Annotated in this window: 15 protein-coding genes and 4 tRNA genes; 5 read left to right on the forward strand and 14 right to left on the reverse strand. The window is 37.9% G+C overall.

Annotation, left to right across the window (positions count from 1 at the left end; translation table 11 throughout):
• Window positions 1–38: 38 nt before the first annotated feature.
• The 5 genes from HNP36_RS11375 to HNP36_RS11395 form a co-directional block, all read right to left on the reverse strand.
• Complete coding sequence (locus tag HNP36_RS11375; RefSeq protein ID WP_184163279.1) at window positions 39–407, reverse strand: hypothetical protein; 369 nt, start codon at window positions 405–407, stop codon at window positions 39–41.
• A 212-nt stretch (window positions 408–619) separates the two neighbouring features.
• Window positions 620–701, reverse strand: a tRNA-Leu gene (locus HNP36_RS11380).
• A gap of 173 nt (window positions 702–874) precedes the next feature.
• Window positions 875–958 (reverse strand) — tRNA-Leu (locus tag HNP36_RS11385).
• 6 nt (window positions 959–964) lie between these two features.
• Window positions 965–1,040: transfer RNA gene (locus tag HNP36_RS11390), tRNA-Gly, on the reverse strand.
• Between the two features lie 4 nt (window positions 1,041–1,044).
• A tRNA-Leu gene (locus HNP36_RS11395) sits at window positions 1,045–1,126 on the reverse strand.
• 175 nt (window positions 1,127–1,301) lie between these two features.
• Between HNP36_RS11395 and HNP36_RS11400 the strand changes: the two genes are divergently transcribed.
• From HNP36_RS11400 to HNP36_RS11410, 3 genes are read left to right on the forward strand one after another with little or no spacing between them, the layout of a single operon-like run.
• The gene (locus HNP36_RS11400; protein WP_184163281.1) at window positions 1,302–1,679 is read left to right on the forward strand and encodes a DUF3127 domain-containing protein; all 378 of its coding nucleotides are present in this window, start codon (window positions 1,302–1,304) and stop codon (window positions 1,677–1,679) included.
• A 60-nt stretch (window positions 1,680–1,739) separates the two neighbouring features.
• Window positions 1,740–2,393, forward strand: a complete 654-nt coding sequence (aat, locus tag HNP36_RS11405; protein ID WP_184163284.1) for a leucyl/phenylalanyl-tRNA--protein transferase — start codon at window positions 1,740–1,742, stop codon at window positions 2,391–2,393.
• A complete protein-coding gene (locus tag HNP36_RS11410; protein WP_184163287.1) occupies window positions 2,380–3,270 on the forward strand; it encodes a DMT family transporter in 891 nt (296 codons plus the stop codon). Before aat ends, HNP36_RS11410 begins: the two co-directional genes overlap by 14 nt.
• A 174-nt stretch (window positions 3,271–3,444) precedes the next feature.
• On the opposite strand, the gene HNP36_RS11415 is transcribed toward HNP36_RS11410, so the two are convergent.
• From HNP36_RS11415 to HNP36_RS11440, 6 genes are all read right to left on the reverse strand, one after another.
• Window positions 3,445–4,827: a tetratricopeptide repeat protein gene (locus tag HNP36_RS11415; RefSeq protein ID WP_184163290.1), complete on the reverse strand. Its 1,383-nt coding sequence runs from the start codon at window positions 4,825–4,827 to the stop codon at window positions 3,445–3,447.
• Window positions 4,828–5,111: 284 nt separating this feature from the next.
• Window positions 5,112–6,494, reverse strand: a complete 1,383-nt coding sequence (glmM, locus tag HNP36_RS11420) for a phosphoglucosamine mutase (RefSeq protein ID WP_184163292.1) — start codon at window positions 6,492–6,494, stop codon at window positions 5,112–5,114.
• 62 nt (window positions 6,495–6,556) lie between these two features.
• Complete coding sequence (locus tag HNP36_RS11425) at window positions 6,557–7,585, reverse strand: DUF4421 family protein (RefSeq protein WP_184163295.1); 1,029 nt, start codon at window positions 7,583–7,585, stop codon at window positions 6,557–6,559.
• A gap of 219 nt (window positions 7,586–7,804) precedes the next feature.
• Window positions 7,805–9,838 carry a ferrous iron transport protein B gene (feoB, locus tag HNP36_RS11430; RefSeq protein WP_184163298.1) on the reverse strand — a complete coding sequence of 678 codons (2,034 nt, stop codon included), beginning with the start codon at window positions 9,836–9,838 and terminating at the stop codon, window positions 7,805–7,807.
• Window positions 9,838–10,092, reverse strand: a complete 255-nt coding sequence (locus HNP36_RS11435) for a ferrous iron transport protein A (protein WP_184163301.1) — start codon at window positions 10,090–10,092, stop codon at window positions 9,838–9,840. Before HNP36_RS11435 ends, feoB begins: the two co-directional genes overlap by 1 nt.
• A gap of 131 nt (window positions 10,093–10,223) precedes the next feature.
• A complete protein-coding gene (locus tag HNP36_RS11440) occupies window positions 10,224–11,141 on the reverse strand; it encodes a GLPGLI family protein (protein ID WP_184163304.1) in 918 nt (305 codons plus the stop codon).
• A 237-nt stretch (window positions 11,142–11,378) separates the two neighbouring features.
• Here HNP36_RS11440 and HNP36_RS11445 point away from each other — a divergent pair, with 237 nt between their 5' ends.
• Complete coding sequence (locus HNP36_RS11445; protein ID WP_184163306.1) at window positions 11,379–11,876, forward strand: DinB family protein; 498 nt, start codon at window positions 11,379–11,381, stop codon at window positions 11,874–11,876.
• 50 nt (window positions 11,877–11,926) lie between these two features.
• Here the strand turns inward: HNP36_RS11445 and HNP36_RS11450 are convergent, their stop codons facing one another.
• The gene (locus HNP36_RS11450) at window positions 11,927–14,605 is read right to left on the reverse strand and encodes a carboxypeptidase-like regulatory domain-containing protein (RefSeq protein WP_184163309.1); all 2,679 of its coding nucleotides are present in this window, start codon (window positions 14,603–14,605) and stop codon (window positions 11,927–11,929) included.
• A 496-nt stretch (window positions 14,606–15,101) separates the two neighbouring features.
• Between HNP36_RS11450 and HNP36_RS11455 the strand changes: the two genes are divergently transcribed.
• A complete protein-coding gene (locus HNP36_RS11455) occupies window positions 15,102–15,986 on the forward strand; it encodes a cupin-like domain-containing protein (RefSeq protein WP_184163312.1) in 885 nt (294 codons plus the stop codon).
• Window positions 15,987–16,021: 35 nt separating this feature from the next.
• Here the strand turns inward: HNP36_RS11455 and HNP36_RS11460 are convergent, their stop codons facing one another.
• Both HNP36_RS11460 and HNP36_RS11465 read right to left on the reverse strand, forming a co-directional pair.
• A complete protein-coding gene (locus HNP36_RS11460; RefSeq protein WP_184163315.1) occupies window positions 16,022–16,402 on the reverse strand; it encodes a hypothetical protein in 381 nt (126 codons plus the stop codon).
• A gap of 19 nt (window positions 16,403–16,421) precedes the next feature.
• Window positions 16,422–16,703 (reverse strand): hypothetical protein, encoded by a 282-nt coding sequence (locus HNP36_RS11465; protein WP_184163318.1) that lies wholly within the window; start codon window positions 16,701–16,703, stop codon window positions 16,422–16,424.
• Between the last annotated feature and the right edge of the window lie 101 nt (window positions 16,704–16,804).

The following is a 16,804-nucleotide window of genomic DNA, read 5'->3' on the forward strand; positions in this document are numbered from 1 at the left end:
GGATCCGGTTTTAGGTAAATGTACAAATTCCTGCAGGTTTATCCGGCGTTCAGCCAGCTTACCATTTTACTGATACTGCTTTTGAGCTGTTCTGTACTCCGGAAGTTTCCCGAATTATTCTGATTAAAATAACGCTCTGCACACAGGCTGAAATTCTTTTTTTCTGAATCTGAAAGATGGCTGTTCTCATATATTTTAAATGAGATTTTTCCACTTCCTTTGAGAATCAGGCTGGCGAATCCTAAAACGTCATTCCCTTTTTTAACCAAAAGAAAAGGAACCCCGAAATCCGGATTAAGTTTAGATGAATTCTGTGACTGCAGAAAAATATTTTTCAGAGACGGCATATCTGAAATATAGGCTTCAGCATACCGGATCTGACCTTGATTTCGAACGATTGTTTCCATAATACTCTGTTTAGTACAGCAAAATTATGAAGTATTCAATCAAGGATACAGATACAGAAGTTAATATTATTATGGGTACAGGAAGAATAAGGGTTTCATTGTATAAAAATTACTTCTCTTACTTTTTAAGTTCACACAGAGCCCTAAGAACAGTTTATCTAATAAAAACAAAACTCTCTACTGAAATTCAATAGAGAGCTTGTTATACTTTGTGCGGATGAAGGGACTCGAACCCCCACGCCTCACGGCACCAGATCCTAAGTCTGGCGTGGCTACCAATTACACCACATCCGCTGCTTGTTTATTCTTTTATATAAAGAATTGTTTCTTTTGGAGCGACAAATATAAAACTTTTTGTTTAAAATAAGAACTAAAAATCATAAATATCCACAAACGGGAGTAGATAGATTTTCTGCAAACCCTTTAAAACTAAAAAACTCTCCGTTGAGATCAACAGAGAGTTTTAGTACCCCGGGCGGGACTTGAACCCGCACGCCAAAAAAGGCACAGGATTTTAAGTCCTGCGTGTCTACCAGTTCCACCACCAGGGCATGGTGTGGAGCGAAAAACGGGATTCGAACCCGCGACCCCAACCTTGGCAAGGTTGTGCTCTACCAGCTGAGCTATTTTCGCATAGTGCGGATGAAGGGACTCGAACCCCCACGCCTCACGGCACCAGATCCTAAGTCTGGCGTGGCTACCAATTACACCACATCCGCTGGTTTGCTTTATTTATTTTAAAGAACTTGTTTCGTTTTTGTGAGTGCAAATATAGCGCTTTTTCCCTTCCTTCCAAACTTTTCAGGAAAAAAAATTAAAATTCACATATTTTTTTTCCGCCCGTCCTATTATTACATTTCATTTTCTTACTTTTACAACGTTAATAATTACAATATGGAATTACAAGGAACGGTAAAGAAACTTTTTGATGCTCAGACATTTGCAAGCGGCTTTCAAAAGAGAGAAATGGTTATTTTAACTCAGGAACAGTATCCACAGCCGATAAACATAGAATTTTTGTCTGATAAGATCAGTTTATTAGATAACCTTACGGAAGGCGAGACTGTAAAAGTGGGAATCAATATCAGAGGAAGAGAATGGGTTTCTCCTCAGGGTGAAACTAAATATTTCAACTCTATTACAGGATGGAGAGTAGAAAAGGTTACGGATAATGCTTCGGAGCCTACGCAAGCTTCCCCGTCACAATCTGCATCACCTGTTTCCAATGAAAATCCTTTCGCCGGAGATGATGATGATGATTTACCTTTTTAATTAAAAAATAAGATTCAATATAAATCCTGCTTTTCTTAAGTGGGATTTTTTTTCTAAAAAATGGTCCGATTAGACGAAAACGAGATTTCATTCCCTGATCCTGAGCTTTATGACGGGCATGATGGGTTAGTTGCTTTTGGAGGCGACCTGTCCATAGAGCGTATCTGGTTTGCCTATCAGCTGGGAATTTTTCCGTGGTACAATCCCGGAGAGGAGATATTATGGTGGTGCCCCGATCCAAGATTTGTGCTGTTTCCTGATGAAATTAAAGTTTCAAAATCGATGCGGAAAGTACTGGACAGAGAGGTTTTTACTTTTTCGGAGAACAGAAATTTCAGAGAGGTTATTCTAAACTGCCAGCAAGCGAGCAGAAAGGGACAGACGGGAACATGGCTTTCTGATGAACTGATGGAATCTTTTATCAAACTTCATGAATATGGTCTTGCCAAAAGCATTGAAGTATGGCAGGATGGGGAATTGGCAGGTGGTTTTTACGGTCTCCAGATCGGGAGTGTCTTCTGCGGGGAAAGTATGTTTGCCAAAGTAAGCAATGCCTCTAAAGCCGGCTTTATCCATTTTGTTGAAAGCAATAAGGAAACTATAGATCTTATTGACTGTCAGTCTCATACCGAACATTTAGAAAGCCTGGGTGCAAGAATGATTCCTAAAAAAGAATTTTTAAAAATTTTACACAAAAACAATGAACGCAAATAAGGAAAAATGGATTCTTCTGATTGTATTAACTATCATCTGGGGATCTTCTTTTATCTTGATTAAAAAATCCCTTGAGCATTTCAGTCCTTACCAGGTTGGCGCTCTGAGAGTCCTGATCGCTGGAATTATTTTAATGCCAATTGCAATTTCAAAATATAAATTGTTCCCCAAGAAGCATTTAAAGTGGCTTATCCTGGCTGCAATTACCGGAAATTTCATTCCAATGTTCCTGTTTCCTATCGCAGAAACGGAAGTGAGCAGCAGTATTGCGGGCATTATCAATTCTATGATGCCGATTTTCGTGATTATTGTGGGTGCACTGGTCTGGAAGTTTGAAACGACAAAGAAACAGATCGTGGGAACCTTAATAAGCTTTACAGGAGTATGTTTACTGGCTTTCGGCGGTGACGGAGAGGGAGGAAAATTTAAACTGATCCCGATATTATTGCTGTTACTGGCAACGTTATGTTACGCAATGAGCACCACAACGGTAAAATCTAAGCTTATGGAGGTTTCTTCTACGGTTTTATCGGCGTTTGTTTTCTCATTCGTCCTGTTTTTTCCGTCTCTTATTGCTTTAACATTCACAGGATTCTTTTCAACATTCAGTTTTAACGAAGATAATATGATGGGGCTGATGTTTGTAAGCCTGTTATCTATTTTTGGAACAGGGCTGGCTATGACCCTGAATTACAGGCTGCTGAAAGTATCAACACCATTATTTGCCTCAACGGTAACATTACTGATGCCGATTGTTGCTATTATCTGGGGCTTTTTAGACGGTGAAAAACTGAGTATCTTACAGTTTATAGGAGCTGGGGTTATCATTGGAGGGCTGATCTTTTTGAGAACTAAACCTAACGTTATAAAGAAATAAATACAGTATTTAATTGATATAAAAAAAATCCTGCAGCAGTGCAGGATTTTTTATTTGGTATCGCTGATTTTTAAACCATTAAGAATTTTAAGCTATGAAGAAGGGTTAAGGCAAATCTTTTGATTTTTAAGACTTTAATCAACTCCTGTCATCAGGCTTACTTCTTTCAGCTTACTAAGAATTCTTCTTTTTTACTTTAGCTTTGACTTTCTTTACCTCATCTTTGATGAAAGGATATTTTTTCTGCATATCCGTAGCAAGAGATGAATCAATGCTTAAAGCTTTCTGAAGAGACTCTGAGCCTTTTTCTGTATTTCTGAGGTTGAAATAACAGTTGCTGAGCTGATAATAAAGCTCCGCTCTGTCGTGCACCTTTATGGCTTTGCCCAAAATAGTTACTGCGTCTTCATATTCTCCAAGAAGCATCAATACTTCTGAATAGGCATACCAGTTGTAGAATCTTGAAGGTTCTGCATCTACCAGCTTTTTAAGGCAGGCAAGGCTTTCTTCAAATTTTCCGGAATCAATGAACAGAAATGCCAGTCTTTTCTGATAATCAAGGTTACTGTCATTGAGCATGGTTGCTTCTTTTGCAAAATGCAGGGCTTCTTTCATACCGCCCATTTCTTCATACAGATAAGACTGTTCCATCATTGCAAGGTAAAACTGCGGGTCTTCCCTTAATGATTTCTGAAAGGCATTAAGTGCCATTATGGACTGTTTCTGTGCTTTATAGCACAATCCTATCTTATAAAATGTAAATGCTTTGGTATATTCAAGCTCAAGCATTTCCTCGTAAACCTCCACTGCTTTCTGATATTGCCCTAAAGCTTCATAACAGGCTGCTTTGTTGGCATATACTCCTACAGAACCTGAATTGATGGCCAGCAGGTAATCATATCCTTTCATGGCTTCTTCATAATTCTTTCTGTTGAAGTAAAACTGCCCGTATTCAAACCAGGCGGTTTCAGAATAGGCAAATTCATCTAAATATTCATTAAGAAAGGCAATAGCCTCCTCGCTCTTGTTCAGATCGCTGAAACAGATCATACAGTTTTCAAGTGAATACTCGTCCATAGGATCTTCTTTCAATGCTTTTCTGTAGTGTTTAAGAGCGTTAAAGGGATCTCCCAAGTTTACATATTCGTCCGCAATAAAGTTATGAAGGAAGTTTTCTTCTTCTTTCAGTTCTAATGCTTTTTTGCAGATGTCAATGGCTTTTCTGGGGTTTCCCAGGTTCGAATAATACTTCGCATAGCAGACCATAAAGTCTGTATTTTCCATAGATGAACCTTTCAGTTCGTCAATAAGTTCTTTCGCGGTATTATAATCTTCCCATTCCAGAAGGATTTCAAGTCTTTTGATCTTGATATCCAATGAATTGGGATGAAGCTTAAGGCCATAGTTAACAGCATTGTCTGCGTAGTTAAAATCTCCCAGCTCCAGATAATAAACAATAATGTCTTCCAACTCTTCGGTATCGAAGTAGAATTCATCATTATTTTCCATCATTTCCTCGAACTTTTTTACAAGTTCATTTCCAAAATACTCTTCCAATAGTGTCTTCTCCGTCGGCCCGATGTCTGAATATACTTACAAACCCCGGCAAACTTTTTAATTAATAATAACTTCTGAAACTGAAATTCAAATGTTTATGCAAAGTTGCAACTTTTTTTTGAATTAATTTTTCATAAATTTCTATCTTAAAGATAGGAAAAAAAGAAAACAGATAAAAGGATTGTGGATAAAAAAACCAAATTGTGGTTAAATATTTATACTGGGTCTTTTCACTCTTTTCCTGCAAAAAAAGAACGGAGCATTTCTGTTCCGTTCCTGTTTATTTAAATTAGTGTCTTAATCTTGGCTATGATATCATCTCCGAGCTTATCTGCTTCTTCCTGTGAGTGAGCTTCCGTATAAATCCTGATGATTGGTTCCGTATTGGATTTTCTCAGGTGAACCCAGTTCTTTTCAAAATCAATCTTAACGCCATCCACGGTAGAAACTTCTTCATTCTCGTATTCTTTTTCCATTTTGGCTAAAATATCATCTACATTGATCTCCGGGGTAAGCTCTATTTTTTTCTTACCCATGAAGTATTCCGGATATCCGGCTCTCAGTTCGGAAACGGTTTTGTTTTCTTTTGCAAGATGGGTAAGGAATAATGCGGCACCCACTAAAGAATCTCTTCCGTAATGAAGATCAGGATAGATGATTCCTCCGTTTCCTTCTCCCCCGATTACTGCATTTTTCTCTTTCATCAGGTTTACTACATTCACTTCTCCTACGGCACTTGCAAAATATTCTGAATTGTGGCTTCCTGCAACATCCCTTAAAGCACGGCTTGAAGAAAGATTGGAGATAGCAGCTCCTTTTTTATGCTTTAATAAGTAATCTGCTACGGCTACCAAAGTATATTCTTCTCCAAACATCTCTCCTTTTTCATCAATTAAGGCTAATCTGTCTACATCCGGATCTACAACGATTCCTAAATCTGCATTTTCTTTTTTAACCAGTTCGCAGATATCTCCCAAATGCTCTTTCAGCGGTTCGGGATTATGTGGAAAATGTCCGTTTGGTTCGCAATATAGTTTAATGGTTTCGCAACCTAATTTATCAAGAAGCATTGGAATGGCGATTCCTCCTGTAGAGTTGACAGCGTCCAGAACTATTCTGAATTTTTTAGCTTTAATAGCTTCAACATCTACCATTGGTAAATCAAGGATCTGCTGGATATGAATATCGAATGCATCTTCTCTTTTTTCATATTTTCCAAGATCATCTACTTCTGCGTAGTTGAAGTCTTCATTTTCTGCTAGCGCCAATACTTCGGCTCCGTTTTCTCCGCTTATGAATTCTCCTTTTCCGTTTAATAGCTTAAGGGCATTCCATTGTTTCGGGTTATGGGAAGCGGTAAGGATAATTCCTCCGTCTGCTTTCAGTTCAGGAACCATTATTTCTACTGTTGGTGTTGTAGAAAGTCCAAGATCCACTACATTTATTCCTAATCCCTGCAGGGTTGCTGTTACCAGTGAAGAAACCATTTCTCCGGAAATTCTGGCATCTCTTCCTATAACCAGGGTTAAATTCTTTTTATTTTGTGTATTCTGAAGCCAGGTTCCGAATGCAGAAGCAAATTTCACTACATCCAGAGGCGTCAGGTTATCGTTCACTTTTCCGCCGATCGTTCCTCTGATTCCTGAAATAGATTTTATTAATGACATTCCTTTTTTGTTGTTTTAATTGGTTGTATTTTGGAGCAAAGATACTTAAAAGACCCAATAAGTTATAAGATGGGAATTTTTTTCTGTACCCTGTCGTAATTTCTTTTGATCACCTTTGGTGGCGGAAAGCGGTAACCTATGTAAAGAAGTCCGTATATATTATTATTCTGAACATTCTGGTTATCTTTTTCATTGTAGGCATATGCTGTGACATTGAATTTGCCCCCGAACAGAAAATGGTCTGTGTTATATCCTATATGAAGTCCTGCAGCAAACTTAAGGGTTAAATACTGTGTGTTCTGCTTGTTGGCTTTTGCTCCGTTATCAAGGATGTCCCAGCTGCTGGAAAACATTCCGCCCAGTCCTAAAGAAATATTGGGAGCAATATTTACTTTTTTTCCGGCTCCCGGAACCCAATTATAGAAGTAGCCCATACTTGCTCCGAAACTGTATTGGTTTTCTTTACTTTTCTTACCTTCTATAATATCCCTGAATACGGAAAGGTCATAATCTACAACAGGAACCCAGCTTCCGCGGCTTTCTTTCTGCCATTCGCCCTGGGTATAAATGCTTTTCAGGGAAAAGTTATCTTTCAGGACGTAGGCTGTAGATCCTCCAAAGCTTTGAACTCTCAGATCGGGAAACTGAAGATATGGATCCTTTCCTTCCCTCCAATCCGGGAAAAAGTCGCTCATATTTTCCATGTAAAAACCTTTTACGTTTTTGTAATAAACAGTCTGTATGAATTTTTTCGGGAAAAACCTGAATCTCAGGTCTGCGTAAGAGCTGCTGCCTTTAAGTTCATCATCATTATTCCCGGGAAGAAAGCCTGGTGTAAATGAAATGGTTGCACTTATAATCCTGTAATCTATAGAAAAAGAAGCTCTTGTTTTATTATTGATACTAAAGATGGTTTCTATGGGCTTATCCTCCGGTCCTTCTGTAAAAATATAGTTTTCAATATTGGTATCAAGGTTTACGCGGACCATTACCTGATCTGCATAGGACTTGATTTTGGCGGTATCGGTTTGTGCCTTCAGCAGAGAAGCTACAAGAGAACACAAAAATACAATGGCTGATTTCAGTCTCAAATCGAAATGGTTTTAGTTTCAGGAATGAAATTACTACAATTTTTTCAATTATGAGCCTGAGGCAGGATTATGAGCAACCGCAGTCCTTATCGCAGCTGGTTCTTTTGGAACTGAACTTTTTCGGTGCAAAGTTTTTCCTGAGCACTTTAAATAAGGAGTAGCAGGCAAATACAACGATCAGTACAATGATTACGTACTGAAAAATCAATGAGGTATCCATTATTTTAAAATCTGATATGCTATCAACGACACAAAATATGCCAAACCGGTCATCATCACTACCTGAAAGCCAGTCCATTTCCAGCTTTTGGTTTCTCTGTAGACTACTGCAAGTGTGGAAACACACTGCATTGCAAATGCGTAAAACAAGAGTACGGAAATTCCTGTTGCGAAGCTGAAAACTTTTTCACCGTTTGGCTTCACATCTCTTCTCATTTTATCTATTACTTTTACTTCGGGAGCATCGTCTTCCAGACTGTAGAGGGTAGACATGGTTCCTACGAAAACTTCTCTTGCCACAAAACTTGTCAGGATTCCCACTCCCATTTTCCAGTCGTAGCCAAGCGGTGCAATAAGAGGTTCTATTCCCTTACCCATTTTAGCAAGGTAAGAATGGTCCAGGTGAACGTCTGCGGCTACAAACTCGTCCGCTTTCTGTTTTGGTCCGAAATAACTCAAAAACCAAACGATAATACTTACAATAAAAATGATTTTTCCTGCTCCGGTAACGAAGTCCCAGACTTTTCCCAAAACCATTTTAAAATCGTATCCGAAAAGTGGCTTTTTATAGGTTGGAAGATCCATTACAAGGTAAGTCTTGTCTTTATTTTTGATAAACCTTCTGAGAACGGCTGCTGAAAACAGGGCTACAAGGAAGCCCAGAAGATACATTCCCATCAGCACGAGGGCTTTATATTTAATTCCGAGGAATGATCCGTCTGAAATGATAAGCCCGATAATGATACTATACACCGGAAGCCTTGCAGAACAGGTCATGAAAGGGGTAACCAGGATAGTCAGCAGTCTTTCTTTTACATTCTCAATGTTTCTCGTGGAGATTACCGCAGGAATAGCGCAGGCTGTTCCTGATACCAGCGGGACGATACTCTTTCCGTTGAGTCCGAAAGGGCGCAATAACCTGTCCATCAGGAATACAACTCTCGCCATGTATCCTGAGTCCTCCAATAAATATAGGAAATATAATAAAATACCGATCTGAGGGGCAAATACTACAATTCCTCCGATTCCCGGGATAATCCCGCTTGAAATCAGTGAATTGACGGGACCTTCCGGCAAATGTTCTCCTGCAAAAGCAGCTAACCATGAAAAGGAATCATCGATCCAGTTCATTGGATATTCTGCAAGGAAGAAAACGCTTTGAAAGATAATCAGAAGGATTAACAGAAAAACGACATAACCCCAGAATTTGTGGACGAGTACTTTATCTAACTTTTCTGTCAGAAGCTCTTTGAACTGGGCTTTTTTAGAAATTACATCTGCTAATATTTTATCTACATTCTGATATCTTCTTACGGTTTCCTGCACCTGAAGTCTTTTCGGAACCAGGCTTTTGGAATCCGGTTCGTTCAGCAGGTCTTTTATGGACTCTATTCTTCCCGGGTCAGAACCTAAAGAAAGGCTCATCCAGGCTTTATATTCGTTATCAAGCCCTTTATGGGCCGTTATTTTCTGAATAAAATCTTTATGCTCGTTCGGTGTTTCAAAGGAGATTTTGTCTGCTTTTTTAAACCCGTTATTTAATACGGCTTCTTTTATTTCATCAATTCCAATGTGTTCTTTGGCATTGGTCTGAATAATTTTAATGCCTAAAGCATCGGAAAATTTCTGAATATCAATAGTGATTCCTCTTCTTTTTGCCTGATCCATCTGGTTAACCACCAAAATCATAGGAATACCCAGATCCTGTATCTGCTGGAAAAGAAGCAATCCCCTTTTTAAGCTTAGCGCCTCAAGGATATAGATAACTCCTTCATAATTTTTCTGTTCATCAATAAGAAACTTGGAAAAAATAGCTTCATCTTCAGAGCTTGGATAAACGCTGTACGAACCGGGAAGATCAATTACCTCAACTTCCTCGTTTTTATAGGTATAATTTCCGGAATGACTAGCGACAGTAACACCTGCGTAGTTTCCGGTCTTCTGTTTCTTATTGCACAGTGCATTGAAAACAGTAGACTTTCCTACGTTAGGGTTCCCGACTAAAAGGACCTGTTTTTTCTTATTTTCCTGCATTAATTCAATTCTTCAACAATGATATAATCTCCTTCTTCTTCACGAAGAGCAATACGGCTTTTTTCTTCTCCAAATTCTACATACATGGGACCATTGAACGGGGCCTGGTACAATATCCTGAAAACGGTTTCCGGCAAAAGCCCCATTTCTATGATTTTGTTGGGCATTTTCAGGTGATCATTATCATAACCTAAAATCTTCCCCATTTTATTTTTAGGGAACCCGCTTAATTTATGCAAGTTAATCTCTTTCAAAGCCTGGTTTTTTGTAAGGGCAAATATACGCTATTTAAATTTAATCTAAATAAAGAGGCATAAAAGAAATCAACCCAAACACATTGCTGTATCCGGGTTGATTTTAAAAATATAATTAGTTGATATGAATGTTATTTTTTCTTCTTGTCCTGATCTGATGATGATATTTCTATCGGGTTATCATTGGCACTGTAGAAGTCTTTATACTGTTTTTCCTGTTTTTTTACCATATCACCAACTGTTCCATCCATTCCGGGAACTGTTTTAGACAGCATCTCCTGTGTCATCATAGGTCTGATGGATGCAAAAGGGTCTTTTTTGAAATCGTTGAATGTTTTTTCAAATTTCTCTCTCGTCAGTTCATTCACTTTCCCGCCTTTTGCCTGCATCAGGTTTTCAATATAAGAATATTCTGTATAATCTTTTACTTTTTTGTTTCCTTGTAAAACCCATGAGTAATTTTTCTGATCATCTTCAATTTTAACGATCAAACCGGGAAGTCCGAAGAATTTGTAAGGCCCATCCTGAAACGGTAAGTCTGTGCTGAACCATGCTGTCCATTTTCTTCCTCCAAATTCAGTGGTGGCTTTTTGAGCATTATACTCGCCTATTTTCTGTTTGTCATTAAGGATATTCCAGTTGAATTTTATGTCTTCGCTGTATCCTATGTTGCTTGGCGTAAATCCGTTGGCAATCTTATCTACATACTGAACTTTCATGCTTGGGTAGGACTTGTATACTCTGGCTGAAATTTTCGGACTTTTCAGGGTTTTTGAAAGGTCTTTCATCATTCCGGCTTTCTGCATGGCTTCTATTTCAACTTTCATAATAGAATCCTGTGCAATTACAGTATAATCCTGGTAAACTGATCTGTTTTTATCTGTAATATCCAGTATGGTCACCACTTTATCCGTCTTGGCAGAATCTTTCTTCGGCTTAAAAGTAAGCTCATAGAAGAAACGGTTTGCCGACTCTTTTGATTCTTTGGAATCCTGTGCCGATGCAAAAGCAAAAAGTGCAATAAAGAATACAGAAAATAGATTTTTCATTGTAATACATGTTTACTAATTAGTTATCGGTTCCTGAAATATGTTACAGTTTTTTTTCAACATTTCATCCGAGATATTATATAACACTGATGTTCAACAACATATATTACATCCCATATCATCCGGTATATTTCTCCAAACTGAATTATTATGTTAAGTTTTCAGATAAATTATGATTTCTTTAAAACATTTTCCTTCCCAAAAGCTATACCTTTAAGTACTAAAAAACAACATATTATGGATACTTTATCACAATTTAAAGATGAACTTGAAGCAGAGTACCAAACGACCAGAAAGTTTTTCGAGGTTTATCCTGAAGGAAAAAACGACTACGCCCCTCATGAGAAAAGCATGAAAATGATGCCTCTTGCCACCCACATCTCCGAAATTTTCGGATGGCCGGATACCATGCTGAAAACGTCTGACCTTGATTTTGCCAAAGGGGATTATCAGCCTAAGCAGCTTTCTACAAAGGAAGACCTTTTACAGGCATTGGAAGAAAATTACCATGCTGCACAGAAGGCTCTCGATAATGCTGAAGAGGAAAACCTCAATGATAGCTGGGCGTTAAAAAACAACGGCCAAGAACTGGCAAAATGGAGCAAATACGGCTCTATCCGCCACTCTTTAAACCAGATTACCCATCACAGAGCCCAATTGGGGGTTTATTACCGACTGAATGACATCCCTCTTCCGGGAAGCTATGGTCCTTCTGCAGACTATCAGGGTTTTTAGGACCCCTATTATAAGAAAAAAACCAATCTCGATGAGATTGGTTTTAATTTTTATTTGAAGTTGAATTTTACGGTAAACATAACCTGGCTTGGGCGGAGCTGGTATCTTGTAAAAGTAATATTGGTTGTATTGATATCATATGTTTCAAATACTTTTTTGTTTGCAATATTCATCCATTTAACTTCAAAATCAATTTTCTTTTTAGCCCAGGTAAACTGATATGAAACGTCATAAAACCCATTGCGGTATTTTTGGTCGGCTGCGTTTGTATTAACCTGGTCCCAGTTGAATCCGATCGTATGGTTTTCAACAGGATAGAAAAACACGCCAAGATTATGTGTAAATCCTGTTCTGACGGCATTGGAATTTATCTTTCCTGTACTTGTCTGCTTTGTTCTGGAAATACTTGCGTTATAATCTACACTCATCCAGCTAAAGTATGTGTTATTGAATTTAATGCCATAAGACTGACCGTTATTCTTATTGTTATAAGAATCATTATTCAGGAATGCATCGGATTTCGTTGTATTATTACTGTAAGTAAGGGAAGCATTTGTTTTAAACTTTGGAAAATACTTTCCTACTTCTGCTGAATATCCGTTACTGATAATATGGTTGTCCTGCTCTATATACTTCATTATGCTATACCCAGGCCCATTGATTGTAGGGTTGGAGATCAGGTTTCTTTTAGCATCAGAAAATCTATAGTTCACATTAAAGAAAAGGTTATTCAGCGGGTTTCTGTATTCTATTCTTGTTCCTGCAGATTTGTTATTATTCTGGGGAATCGGGTTGTCTATATCCATTGCATTAATTGCACTTGGTGAAGTCATCAAAAATCCTGAATAAGCCGTATTTATTTCTCCAAAATTATTATTGATGTTAGCATTTACCGAAGCTTTCCAGAAAGAGGCAAAAGTGTACTGTGCAAAGATACTTGGCTCAAAAGTAACTTTGTTTACTGTTTTTGCAACATTTCTTAACGGATCTTCCGCTTTAATATTATTAGAATTTACAGGGAAGTTGGCATACAACATCCATGATTCGCTCTTAAAGTTTACGCCTAGGCTTCCGTATGGTGTTGCCGTTGTATATTTCAGATCATTACTATAAGCTTCCGGAAGTACTCCTGTTGTGGTTATATTTGATAAATCTGAAACCAGATCTGTTGTTTTAAAATTAAATCCAACTTCCGGAGTAAATGTCCAGCCTTTTGTAGAAAAGCCAATATTTGCGGAATGGTTGGCTTCAAAAGTTTTGAGCCTTAAATTCTGGCGGACAAAACTGCTGCCTGATGACGGAGTAAATCCAGGAATATCCAAATAAGAAGATGGTGAAACTTCCAGATCCTGTTTATCTGTCTGATAGCTTAAATAAGATAAAACATTGACCATTTTTTCTTTCCATGGGATGATTGTACTCAATGAGTTTTGGAATGATGTGGTAGGTGATTCTGTGGCTTCATCTGCATGTCTCTGTTTACCGTCTTTAACATCTGTTCTGTCAACAATTCCTCTGTCTGCATTCCAGTATTGAGAGAAGCTTGTTGTATTTTTAAAGAATCCCTTTTTGGCATTTTTGGTAAATATCAATTCTCCTTTTGCCTTATCGGTATAGAAATTATTCAGAATGTTTGTATAGTTAGAGCTTCCTCCAAAGTAATCTGTCTGGCTGTAAGACTGTCTTTCAACAGCGTTATTGGTATAGTTGGCGTTGGCTTTAAGTTCCCATTCTTTCTTTTTGTCGATATTGGTAAGATAGTTGGCAGAAAGATAATGCACACTGTTCATCAGATATCTTTTTACCGGAAGGTTGGGTGTACTTGCATTTTCCACGTTCAGCCAGTCGTCCTGGGAGGCATTAATTCTTCTCCCCTCGAACCTGTTTCCGAAAGCCAGGATATTTCCTTCGTTTTCTACCTGTTCCCCCATATTATTGGTTTTATAATTAACTACCCATTGGCTTTTCTGTCCGAAAAACATTGGGGTAAGCTTAACATTCCATAGCCATGGATCTCCAAATCCCGTTCCCACTTCTCCTCTTCCGGTCATGGTAACGGAATTTTTTAACTTGATATTGATCGCAGCCTGGTCAGAAGGCACTTTATCCTGAAGAATCTTTACCGGCTGGTGATTTTCCAGTACTTCTACTTTTTGTACGGCATCTTTTGGAAGTGAATTGTTGATTGTTCCGTAACCTCCTTCCATCAGGTCTTTACCATTAACATAAAATTTATTGATTGCATTTCCCTGGTAGAGGATACTTCCGTCTTTATTAACTTCAATACCGGGGATTTTTCTCATCACATCGGCAAGTGTTCTGTCACTTTTACTGTCAAAAGCCTTAAGATCATAGGCGATGGTATCTCCTCTCGCGGTAATCATTTTGGTTTTTAACTGAACTTCTTTTATTTCTGTTGCTTCAGACTGCATTTTGAACGTTAGGGTCTGGTCGCTGTTACTGATCTGCTGTGTCAGAGGTTTTTGATTGAATGCCTTCACTTTCAGGTCCACATTGGGTTCTGCTGATGTGAATGTTACTTTATACTCCCCTTTGGAATTAGTGATCCCATATGCCAGAATAGCATCTTTGCCCGGTTCCTCTATGGTAACACTGGCACTGGGTATGCCGGATCCGTCTTCATCAGTGATTTTTCCTGACACTGTTTTCTGCGCAAATGTGAGCACCGTGAAAAAGAGCATCAGAAATAAAGAAATCTTTCTTTTCATAATTTATTATTTGTCTAATTAGTTTGTAGCCTGTGTTTTTTGTTACACTTTTTTATTAGAGATATCTTTTACAGGAAAAGGTTAAATTTTTAACACTATAAAAATAGTGATATTTTTCACATTTCAATCCGAAACTGGAATTTTTCAGAAATAAAGTCTGCAAAAAGAAATTATATGATTAAAATTCAAGGGTTAAAGTATGACAGGTAACAACATTGTGATTTTCATCCTGATAATCTGTTTGGTATATCGATTCTGTAAAATCAGGTCACAAAATTAAGATTGGTAAAAGTTATTTTTTTGTCCATTTCCAGATGCCTGAATCAAAAAATGTAATTCAGTAAGGAAAAATTAACGTGTTTTTAATTATGAATAATTTTCTTACTTTTTAATTTATTCTAAATAGTTAAAAATGATTTGAATCATAGATTAAAAAAAACTTAAACACTGATTCATATATATTTATTTAATAATTTTGTAACATAAAATTTATAGAATGGGAATTATTTTAAAGCCTATAGATGTTGTAGATGATATTACTCAGGAAGAGTTTACAGAAAAATATCTAAAGCCCAGAAGGCCCGTTGTCATTAAAAATATGGCAAGAAAATGGCCTGCTTACCAGAAGTGGACCATGGATTATGTAAAGGAAGCGGTAGGTGATGTGGAAGTTCCTCTTTATGATTCTAAAAAAGCAGATCCTGCAGCTCCCATCAATACACCGACTACAAAAATGATGTTCGCAGATTATATAGACCTCATCCAGAAGGAGCCTACCGATCTGAGAATCTTCTTTTTTGATCCTATAAAGCACGCCAAAAAATTACTGGAAGACTATATTTCTCCAAAAGAACTGATGGGCGGCTTCCTTGATAAATATCCTTCCATGTTTTTTGGTGGAAAGGGTTCTGTAACTTTTCTTCATTTTGATATTGATATGGCGCATATTTTCCATACGCATTTCAACGGAAGAAAGCATGTGAAGTTATTTGAATATAAATGGAAAGAAAGACTGTATCAGCTTCCTTATGCAACCTATGCACTGGAAGATTATGATATCGACAATCCTGATTTTGAAAAATATCCTGCCCTGGATGGCGTAGAGGGCATTGAATGTTTCCTTGAACATGGTGATACTCTTTTCATGCCTACAGGATGGTGGCACTGGATGAAGTACCTGGACGGAAGCTTCTCTATTTCTTTAAGAGCATGGGACAAATCCTGGGCAGTAAAGGCCCACTCTTTATGGAATCTTACCGTACAGCGTAAATTTGATGATATCATGAAGTCTAATTTCAAAAAGAAATATATGGACTGGAAAGAAAAAGTAGCCGTTAAAAGAGCTGAAATTGCTTTAAAAAGAGGTTTACCAAGAAGATAAAATAGAAAAGACGTTTCAATTTGAAGCGTCTTTTTTTATTGCTGATTACTTACAAGAAGCTCTTCCATGTTCCTTGTTACTTCATTGCAGGAAAAACAGGCTTCTTTGCCATCCTGGGAAAACCATCTGCACCGGGACCGGATCGGGCAAAACATAAGTTGCTTTTCTTTGTGAAGTTCCAGGTCCTGAACTTTGCGGGAAAGGGAGCATTTAGATCCTTCTTTATCCCACTGCGCACAGCCTTTTTCAACACATTTTCCGGTAAAACGGAACCTCTGTTCAAGACTGTTCTTATCTTTATTCTGATCCAGAAAATCTTCTGTAACGGTAAGAGGTGTAATAAACTGTACTTTGCCGTCTTTGCTGACCACTCCAAAAAGCTGTGCCCCAACTTTTCCTATATAACTGGGACACATCTTTTTTGAAGTATTGGAATTAGCCTCCATAGCTTTTTATTTGGGACTGGATGTCTTTCACCTGGCTCAGAATATCAATTCCCGGTTTGAAAATAACGATTCCCCACGGAAACCAGTCTTTTATTTTCAACGGTCTTACAAGCCCTTTGAAATCCCTGTGAGCTCCAAAAGCCTGTGTATTGTCGATTTTTGAAAGTTCGGAAAGAACTACATTCTGAATTCCTCTGTCGATATTCTTCAACTGTTCATCTGAAAGGTCTACGCCTTCCAGCGAAACGAAAAAATGCTTTTTAGTTGCCATAACTATAGTTTTTATTGGTTTTATAAAGCAAATTTCAGTTGAATGCAATCAGAAATCCACAGGAAAAACACCCTAATTGCGTCCGTGTAAAACCTGTAAAT

Source organism: Chryseobacterium shigense (assembly GCF_014207845.1).
GTDB lineage: Bacteria > Bacteroidota > Bacteroidia > Flavobacteriales > Weeksellaceae > Chryseobacterium > Chryseobacterium shigense_A.

What these genes read in the sequence shown, in the direction of transcription:
- HNP36_RS11375 (WP_184163279.1), bottom strand. Translation starts at nt 407, where the DNA reads ATGGAAACAATCGTTCGAAATCAAGGTCAGATCCGGTATGCTGAAGCC.
- HNP36_RS11445 (WP_184163306.1), top strand. Translation starts at nt 11,379, where the DNA reads ATGGATACTTTATCACAATTTAAAGATGAACTTGAAGCAGAGTACCAA.
- aat (WP_184163284.1), top strand. Translation starts at nt 1,740, where the DNA reads ATGGTCCGATTAGACGAAAACGAGATTTCATTCCCTGATCCTGAGCTT.
- HNP36_RS11465 (WP_184163318.1), bottom strand. Translation starts at nt 16,703, where the DNA reads ATGGCAACTAAAAAGCATTTTTTCGTTTCGCTGGAAGGCGTAGACCTT.
- glmM (WP_184163292.1), bottom strand. Translation starts at nt 6,494, where the DNA reads ATGTCATTAATAAAATCTATTTCAGGAATCAGAGGAACGATCGGCGGA.
- HNP36_RS11460 (WP_184163315.1), bottom strand. Translation starts at nt 16,402, where the DNA reads ATGTGTCCCAGTTATATAGGAAAAGTTGGGGCACAGCTTTTTGGAGTG.
- HNP36_RS11440 (WP_184163304.1), bottom strand. Translation starts at nt 11,141, where the DNA reads ATGAAAAATCTATTTTCTGTATTCTTTATTGCACTTTTTGCTTTTGCA.
- feoB (WP_184163298.1), bottom strand. Translation starts at nt 9,838, where the DNA reads ATGCAGGAAAATAAGAAAAAACAGGTCCTTTTAGTCGGGAACCCTAAC.
- HNP36_RS11410 (WP_184163287.1), top strand. Translation starts at nt 2,380, where the DNA reads ATGAACGCAAATAAGGAAAAATGGATTCTTCTGATTGTATTAACTATC.
- HNP36_RS11400 (WP_184163281.1), top strand. Translation starts at nt 1,302, where the DNA reads ATGGAATTACAAGGAACGGTAAAGAAACTTTTTGATGCTCAGACATTT.
- HNP36_RS11450 (WP_184163309.1), bottom strand. Translation starts at nt 14,605, where the DNA reads ATGAAAAGAAAGATTTCTTTATTTCTGATGCTCTTTTTCACGGTGCTC.
- HNP36_RS11455 (WP_184163312.1), top strand. Translation starts at nt 15,102, where the DNA reads ATGGGAATTATTTTAAAGCCTATAGATGTTGTAGATGATATTACTCAG.